At 61.1% G+C, this 7,485-nt stretch carries 7 protein-coding genes; 5 read left to right on the top strand and 2 right to left on the bottom strand.

The window, feature by feature from the left end; translation table 11 throughout:
• Window positions 1–346 precede the first annotated feature (346 nt).
• From HX875_RS00470 to moaE, 5 genes are all read left to right on the top strand, one after another.
• Window positions 347–1,471 (top strand): polysaccharide deacetylase family protein, encoded by a 1,125-nt coding sequence (locus tag HX875_RS00470; RefSeq protein ID WP_177040806.1) that lies wholly within the window; start codon window positions 347–349, stop codon window positions 1,469–1,471.
• A 349-nt stretch (window positions 1,472–1,820) separates the two neighbouring features.
• Window positions 1,821–3,215 carry a PhoH family protein gene (locus tag HX875_RS00465; protein WP_017135209.1) on the top strand — a complete coding sequence of 465 codons (1,395 nt, stop codon included), beginning with the start codon at window positions 1,821–1,823 and terminating at the stop codon, window positions 3,213–3,215.
• Window positions 3,216–3,399: 184 nt separating this feature from the next.
• The gene (gene moaC, locus HX875_RS00460) at window positions 3,400–3,873 is read left to right on the top strand and encodes a cyclic pyranopterin monophosphate synthase MoaC (RefSeq protein WP_177040804.1); all 474 of its coding nucleotides are present in this window, start codon (window positions 3,400–3,402) and stop codon (window positions 3,871–3,873) included.
• Window positions 3,870–4,112 (top strand): molybdopterin converting factor subunit 1, encoded by a 243-nt coding sequence (moaD, locus tag HX875_RS00455; RefSeq protein WP_177040801.1) that lies wholly within the window; start codon window positions 3,870–3,872, stop codon window positions 4,110–4,112. The genes moaC and moaD overlap by 4 nt, the downstream gene beginning before the upstream one ends.
• A gap of 2 nt (window positions 4,113–4,114) precedes the next feature.
• Window positions 4,115–4,564, top strand: a complete 450-nt coding sequence (moaE, locus tag HX875_RS00450; protein WP_177040800.1) for a molybdopterin synthase catalytic subunit MoaE — start codon at window positions 4,115–4,117, stop codon at window positions 4,562–4,564.
• 140 nt (window positions 4,565–4,704) lie between these two features.
• On the opposite strand, the gene HX875_RS00445 is transcribed toward moaE, so the two are convergent.
• Both HX875_RS00445 and rhlB read right to left on the bottom strand, forming a co-directional pair.
• Window positions 4,705–5,841: an NAD(P)/FAD-dependent oxidoreductase gene (locus HX875_RS00445; RefSeq protein WP_177040798.1), complete on the bottom strand. Its 1,137-nt coding sequence runs from the start codon at window positions 5,839–5,841 to the stop codon at window positions 4,705–4,707.
• 144 nt (window positions 5,842–5,985) lie between these two features.
• On the bottom strand, window positions 5,986–7,461 hold the full coding sequence (rhlB, locus tag HX875_RS00440) for an ATP-dependent RNA helicase RhlB (RefSeq protein ID WP_177040796.1): 1,476 nt from the start codon (window positions 7,459–7,461) through the stop codon (window positions 5,986–5,988).
• Window positions 7,462–7,485: the final 24 nt, after the last annotated feature.

The following is a 7,485-nucleotide window of genomic DNA, read 5'->3' as shown; positions in this document are numbered from 1 at the left end:
TCTTTTGATCTTGATCTTAGGCGCCCCGTTAAACCACGCTGGCCGAACGCAGGTAGTACGGAGCGGGTAAACCGGCAGGACGCCGGTTTAGCCGCGACGGGGCAGGGACGCCCCGTCGCGGCGGCCCGCGGAGTAATGCCGGAGCTGAGGGCACACCGAGCATTAGCGAGGTGCCGAGTGGTGGGGCAAGAGCGTTTTGCTTACTTTTGCGCTGTTCAAAAGTGAGCCGCTGTAAGAGCGGAACCATAAGTAGCCGTGACCTAAACAACGGATATACACACCAACCCAATAGCCCCCCCACGCGATCGGCTATAGTGCCCGACGACTCTGGAAAGGGAGACCCTTCGTGCGAATTGCGCTTTTACTGTCAGCCTGGCTCATCTGCCTGGGCGCCCAAGCCGCCCCGGTGGATGTCGCCACCCTGGACCGCGGCGTTTGGCCCGAACGCCTCAGCAGCCCCGCCCTGTTCGACGTCGCCTCACGCGCTGAAATCCTGATGTTCGCCCACACCCTGCTGGCCAGCGAAGCCCTCGACGAACCCGCCCTCAAACAACGCCTGGGCCTGAAGATCATCAACCAGGCCTCGATCAACGACCTGCGCCGCCAACTGTGGCAACGACTATTGGAAAACTACACCTTCGCCCAGCAAAGCTGCGAACAGGACGCCTCTTTCTGCTACCTGGTGGAAAACATGGACGACCTGCGCGAACAAGCCGCCAAGTTCGAGGTAAGCGACAGCTCCTTCTATATAGGCTGGGCCGGCCCCAGCCGCGCATTCCACGAACGCTACCTGGATGAACAGTTACGCAAGGCCGCCCTGTTCCCGCAGATCAGCAGCGAAATCGCGCGCTTCGGCGACCACGAACGCAACGGCGACGAACTCAACGACCGGATGTTCCTGCTGACCTTCGACAGCGGCCCGTCCCCCGTCAGCGGCAACACCGACTGGCTGGCCGACTATCTGCGCAAACAGAAACTGCACGGCCTTTTCTTCGTGCTCGGCAACAGCCTGCAAACCCGCGTCGAGAAAAGCTCGGTCACCGATGTGCAGGCGCTGTACCAGGGCCAGTGCGTCGGCATCCAGGGCTGGCAGTACCGCTCTCATAGCCACTGGGTCGACTGGCAGTCGTCCATCACCCGCAGCGCCTCCCTGGCCCAGAACCTGATGCCCGAAAACTACGCGCCGCTGTTCCGCCCGCCCTATGGCCAGCGCCGTTCCGACAGCCAGGGTTTCTTCCAGTCCCAGGGGCTGCAAGTGGCATTGTGGGACATCGATTCAGAAGACGAAGCCGGCAAGCTCAAGGCCGATGAATCGGCCAACCGCGTGCTCACGCTGATGCTGCTGTGGCGGCGAGGGATAATCCTGTTCCACGACACTCAGGACAAGGCGCGCATCGCATTACCCTGGCTTTTACACGCTACGGCAGAAAGTGGACTCGGCTGGCAGGATTGCCGCGAAGCGTTTCGCTGAAAAAGCACGAAGAGCCCGGCCCTGTTGGGGCTGAGGTTTTTTGGGGGGGAATTTGGGAGATATTTCGATACAGGCGGACTTCCGACTTTAACGGTGCAATGCCGGCTCGCCTAGTGCTATTCGTCATCCTGAAAAATAAACTTCAAAAAAGCGTCAAAGTGCTTTTTCCTGTCATGTGTTTTGCGGTATTACGAAGACAGACAGCCGAAACCTGCAACACAGGTGGCGTCTTCCAAGACACCTCTTGTGTGCACCGCACTTGACGCCCCTCAAGTGCGTTCGACGGTCGAATCGAGGCGCAGCACTGTCGCGGTATTGCGTCGACTGGCTCCCACAAAGGTGACCGAGTATGGATGATCATGGACGTAACCCTTCTTCCGACCAGCCAATCCTTTATGTGCTTGATACCAACGTACTGATTCACGATCCAAACGCACTGCTTAACTTCGAAGAACACCACGTCGCCATCCCGATGATCGTGCTTGAGGAGCTCGACAAACTCAAAAGCGGGCACCACAGCGTTGCCGCCGAATGCCGCCAGGCCATCCGCCTGATCGACAAGACCCTCGGCGAAGCCTCCCCCGATGACGTCGAGGTGGGCGTACCGATCCAGCGTGGCAAAAGCGGGCCCAAGGGCTTGCTGTCGATTCTGATGAGCAAGCGCAGCGAGCCCAACAGCCTGCTGCCGGAGAATCTGAACGACAACAAAATCATCAACCAATTGATCGACCTGCACGCGCGTGACAAGGACTTGCGCCTGGTGCTGGTGACCAAAGACATCAATATGCGCCTCAAGGCACGAGCGTGTGGGATCGCTGCCGAGGACTACAGTACTGACCAGTTGGTCGACGACGTGTCGATGCTGTCGCGCGGTTATCACACCGTGACCGGCTCCTTCTGGGACCTCGTCAGCAAGGTCGAAACCCGTCAGGACCATGGCCGCACCTGGCACCAGGTACAACTGATCGACAACCTGCCGGCCGTTCACATCAATGAATTCATCATCGACGAACAGGGCTTCGTGGGCTGGATCAAAGAGATCCAGGTCGACAAGCTGCTGATCCTCGACCTGCATCAGGAACCCCTGTTGCACCAGGAAGCCTGGGGCCTGAAACCGCGTGATATCTACCAGAGCCTGGCGCTGTACGCCTTGCTTGATCCGGACATCCACCTGGTCAACCTGACCGGCGCCGCAGGCTCGGGGAAAACCATCCTCGCCCTGGCTGCCGCCATCGAACAGACCATGGTGACCAAGCGCTATCGCCGCATCATCGCTACCCGCAGCGTGCAGGGCCTGGACCAGGAGATTGGCTTCCTGCCTGGCACCGAAGCGGAAAAAATGGAGCCGTGGCTGGGGGCAATCACCGACAACCTCGAAGCCTTGCACATGGATGACGAAAACACCCATGGCAGCGTCGACTACATCCTCAGCAAAGTGCCGTTGCAGTTCAAATCCCTCAACTACATACGGGGTCGCAGCTTCCAGCAAAGCCTGATTTTGATCGATGAATGCCAGAACCTCACGCCGCACCAGATGAAAACCATCATCACTCGTGCCGGCGCCGGTTCCAAAGTGGTGTGCCTGGGCAACCTGGCACAGATCGACACCCCTTACCTGTCCGCGACCAGCTCCGGGCTGACTTACCTGACGGAACGCTTCAAGGACTTCCCGAACGGCGTGCACATCGCCCTGCAGGGTGTTCCTCGTTCGATTCTGGCCGAATACGCCGAATCTCACCTGTAACCGATTCCGGGCGATGACTTCATCGCCCGGCTCACCTGAAACCCCTGTGGGAGTCGGGCTTGCCCGCGATTGCATCGCTGCGGTGCTCCTGAAAAACCGAGGTGCCTGCATCGCGGGCAAGCCCGGCTCCCACATTTGATCTGCGTTGGGTTTACAATCGGGGCTCCTGATCAGGAGTATCCCTGTGCTGACTCATCTCGATTCCCAAGGTCGCGCCCACATGGTCGACGTCACTGAAAAAGCCGTGACGTTCCGTGAAGCCGTGGCCGAAGCGCGGGTGCGCATGTTGCCCGAAACCCTGAAAATGATTGTCGACGGCGCCCACCCCAAGGGCGACGTGTTTGCCGTGGCCCGCATCGCCGGGATCCAGGCGGCGAAAAAAACCAGTGATCTGATCCCGCTGTGCCACCCGTTGATGCTCACCGGGGTCAAGGTTGAGCTCAGCGCCGACGGCCTGGACGCGGTGCACATCGTCGCCCGCTGCAAACTCTCCGGCCAGACCGGCGTCGAGATGGAAGCCCTGACGGCGGCCAGCGTGGCGGCCCTGACGATCTACGACATGTGCAAGGCCGTGGATCGCGGCATGACCATCGAAAACATTCGCCTGCTGGAAAAGCTCGGCGGCAAAAGTGGGCATTTCAAGGCGGATGAACAATGAGCATCAACGTACTGTTTTTTGCGCGCTACAGCGAAGCGGTGGGCTTTGACTCGTTGGAGGTGGAAGGCGACTTCGCCACCGTCGACGCCGTGCGTCTGGCGCTGGCGGCTGACCCAGGTTTTGAAGTGCTCAATGAAGCCAGCCTGATGTGCGCCCGCAACCAGGAAATATGCACGCTCGACCAGCCTGTGCAAGCTGGCGACGAGGTCGCGTTCTTCCCGCCTGTGACCGGGGGCTGACCATGGCGATTCGAGTGCAGGCCGGGGCATTTGATCCGGGCGCCGAAGTCAACGCGATGCACGCCGACAACGTAGGCGTGGGCGCCGTGGTGAGCTTTGTCGGCTATGTTCGCGACTTCAACGACGGCCGCGAGGTGGCGGGGATGTTCCTGGAGCACTACCCCGGCATGACCGAAAAAGCCCTGGCCAAGATCACCGAGGAAGCCGAACAGCGCTGGCCATTGCTCAAGCTGGAGGTGCTGCACCGTATCGGCGCGTTGGAGCCGGGCGAGCCGATTGTGTTTGTTGCGGCAGCCAGTGCCCATCGCCAGGCGGCGTTCGATGCCTGTGCGTTTGTGATGGACTATCTGAAAACCCGGGCGCCGTTCTGGAAAAAGGAAAACACCAGTGAAGGGCCCCGCTGGGTGGAAGGGCGCGACAGCGATCACGCGGCCGCTGAACGCTGGAAATAACGGCGCGTGTGGCGAGGGGCTTGCTGTGGCGAGGGAGCTTGCTCCCGCTGGGCTGCGTAGCGGCCCCAAAATCTTGGGAGCGCTGCGCACTCCAGCGGGAGCAAGCTCCCTCGCCACAGCAAGCTCCCTCACCACAGAGGTCAGGTCGAAGCGTGCAGCCGGTGCGGCGACAGCATCGCCTCGGTCAACCCGAACGCCGCCAATGCCTGCGGCAAAGGCTTCCCGCGCACCAGTGCCGCACTGGCCTGGCCCATCGCCGGTGAGGTCTGGATCCCGTAGCCGCCCTGGGCCGCAATCCAGAACAATCCCTCCACCTGTGGATCGAAGCCGCAGACCAGATCCCCATCGCCGACAAAACTGCGCAACCCGGCCCAGGTCCGCGCAGGCCGGCGGATGCTCAGGGTGGTGGCTTCTTCGATGTGATAAATGCCCGTGGCAATGTCCAGTTCTTCCGGTTGCACATCGTGGGGCTCTACCGGGTCGGCATTGGCGGGGGAGCCGAGGAACATGCCGGCGTCGGGTTTCATATAGAACGAACCGTCGAGGGCAGCCAGTTCCGGCCATGCATGGATGTTCAGTTCGGCAGGCGCGGCGAACACGAACGCACTGCGACGCTTGGGTTGCAGGCCGATTTTCTGTGCACCGGCCAACTGGCCGATGTGGTCGGCCCAGGCGCCGGCGGCATTGATGATCACCGGGGCGCTGAAGTGTTGTTGTGCCGTGCGCACTTGCCATAGGCCCTGAGCGTCGCGGATCAGTTTCTGCACGTCGCTGTCGAGGTGGATTTCACCGCCATTGCGCCGAATGCCACGCAGGTAGCCCTGATACAGCGCGTCGGTGTCGATGTCGCAGACGGTGGGGTCGTAGATCCCGCCATGGACCTTTTCCCGACGCAGGATCGGCATCATGGCCATCGACTCATCGACGTCGAGCAGACGCGTGTCGGGCACCAGGGCCTTGGCGCTCAGGTATTGGCGCTGCAATTCATCGGGATCGCCGATCAAGTCCACCACCAGTTCGCCCCGAGGCGTGAGCAGTGGGTGTTCGGCAAAGCCTGCGGGCGGGTGATCGAAAAAGGCGCGGCTGCCGAGGGTGAGGGCGCGGACCTGTGGCGTGCCGTAGGCGGCGATGTACAGGGCGGCGGAGCGGCCGGTGGAGTGGTAGCCCGGCATCGACTCGCGCTCCAGGACGATGACGCGGGCATGTTGTGACAGCCAGTAACCGGCGGATGCGCCAGCGATGCCACCGCCGATGATGATGTAGTCGGCCTGGTTCATGTGTTCCTCCTTGAATTTGAAAGCGCTGAAACCAAATGTGGGAGCGGGCTTGCTCGCGAATGCGGTGTGTCAGTCTCTGGATATATTGACTGATCCACTGCATTCGCGAGCAAGCCCGCTCCCACATTTTTACCGCATTCCAGCTTAAGGCCGTTTGCGCTCTACAGGACGCAACAAATGCGTCGGTGGCGTCTCGCAGCTGATCTTGCGGCCCAGCAAGGTTTCGATCGACGGCAACTGATACGAATCGTCTTCCCCGGCAAAGCTGATGGACACGCCCGCCGCGCCCGCACGGCCGGTGCGGCCAATACGGTGCACATAGTCGTCCGGCACTTCCGGCAGGGTGAAGTTGATCACGTGGCTGATGCCGTCGATGTGAATCCCGCGCCCGGCCACGTCGGTAGCCACCAGCACGCGAATCTTGCCTTCGCGAAAGCCTTCCAACGTCTTGATACGCTTATGCTGCGGCACATCGCCCGACAGTTGCGCGGCATTTACGCCATCACGCACCAGGCGTTCTTCGATGCGCCGCACTTCGTCCTTGCGGTTGGCAAACACCATGACCCGCTCCCAACCGTTGTCGTTGACCAGGTTGTAGAGCAGCTTGTATTTGTCGGCACCGGCCACCGCGTAGATGTGCTGCTCGACGTTCTCGCTGGCAACGTTCAGTGCCTCGATCTCGACGATGGACGGGTCGGTGGTCCACTGCTTGGCGAGGTTCATCACGTCTTCGGTGAAGGTCGCGGAGAACAGCAGGGTCTGGCGCTCGTTTTTCGGCGGGGTCTGGCGAATGATCTGACGCACTTGCGGGATAAAACCCATGTCGAGCATGCGGTCGGCTTCGTCCAGCACCATCACTTCGACCATGTCCAGGTGCACGTCGCCGCGCTGGTTGAAGTCCAGCAAGCGGCCCGGCGTGGCCACCAGGATGTCGCAGTGACGCGCTTCCAGGTGCTTGAGCTGCTTGTCGAAGTCCATGCCACCGACAAACGTCATCACGTTGAGGCCGGTGTATTTGGTCAGGTCGGCGGCATCCTTGGCGATCTGTACCACCAGCTCCCGGGTCGGGGCGATGATCAGTGCGCGCGGCTCACCCATGTAGCGCTCTTTGGGCGGCGGGGTCTGCAGCAACTGGGTGATGATCGAGATCAGGAAGGCTGCGGTCTTGCCGGTGCCGGTCTGGGCGCGGCCGATGGCGTCTTTGCCGGCGAGGGTGAAGCCCAGCACTTGCGCCTGGATCGGCGTGCAGTACGGGAAGCCCAGGTCCTGGATGGCGTGCATCAGTTCCGGGGCGAGCTTGAAATCATGAAAGCGGGTTTTGCCTTCCTGGGGTTCGACAACGAAGTCTTCCAGTTTCCAGGGGATAACCACAGGTTTTGGCGCGCGTTCGCGGCGCGGTTTTTCCGGGCGTGGTTTCTCGGCGGGCGGTTCTTCAGCGACGTTAACCGTGGCGGGTGTGGTCACCGGCTCTTTTTTTGGCGAGGCTACAGGTGCGGTCCGGCCAGGCTGCTGACCGTCATTGCGGTTGCCTTGGGCGTGGGCGGGGGCACTGGAACCTGGCGCGAGCTGCTCAGCCTCGCTTTTACCGAACATCTTCTTGAGTGCTTTGAGCACGGTCATCTCATCAATTGGTTAAGGAATGTA

Origin of the sequence: Pseudomonas yamanorum, assembly GCF_013386765.1 — a bacterium.
Lineage (GTDB): Bacteria > Pseudomonadota > Gammaproteobacteria > Pseudomonadales > Pseudomonadaceae > Aquipseudomonas > Aquipseudomonas yamanorum_A.
Note: the sequence above shows the minus strand (reverse complement) of the source record. Positions and strands in the feature narration are given on the sequence as shown.

Coding starts and splice junctions, on each gene's coding strand:
- HX875_RS00465 (WP_017135209.1), top strand. CDS start 1,821: ATGGATGATCATGGACGTAACCCTTCTTCCGACCAGCCAATCCTTTAT.
- moaD (WP_177040801.1), top strand. CDS start 3,870: ATGAGCATCAACGTACTGTTTTTTGCGCGCTACAGCGAAGCGGTGGGC.
- moaE (WP_177040800.1), top strand. CDS start 4,115: ATGGCGATTCGAGTGCAGGCCGGGGCATTTGATCCGGGCGCCGAAGTC.
- HX875_RS00445 (WP_177040798.1), bottom strand. CDS start 5,841: ATGAACCAGGCCGACTACATCATCATCGGCGGTGGCATCGCTGGCGCA.
- rhlB (WP_177040796.1), bottom strand. CDS start 7,461: ATGACCGTGCTCAAAGCACTCAAGAAGATGTTCGGTAAAAGCGAGGCT.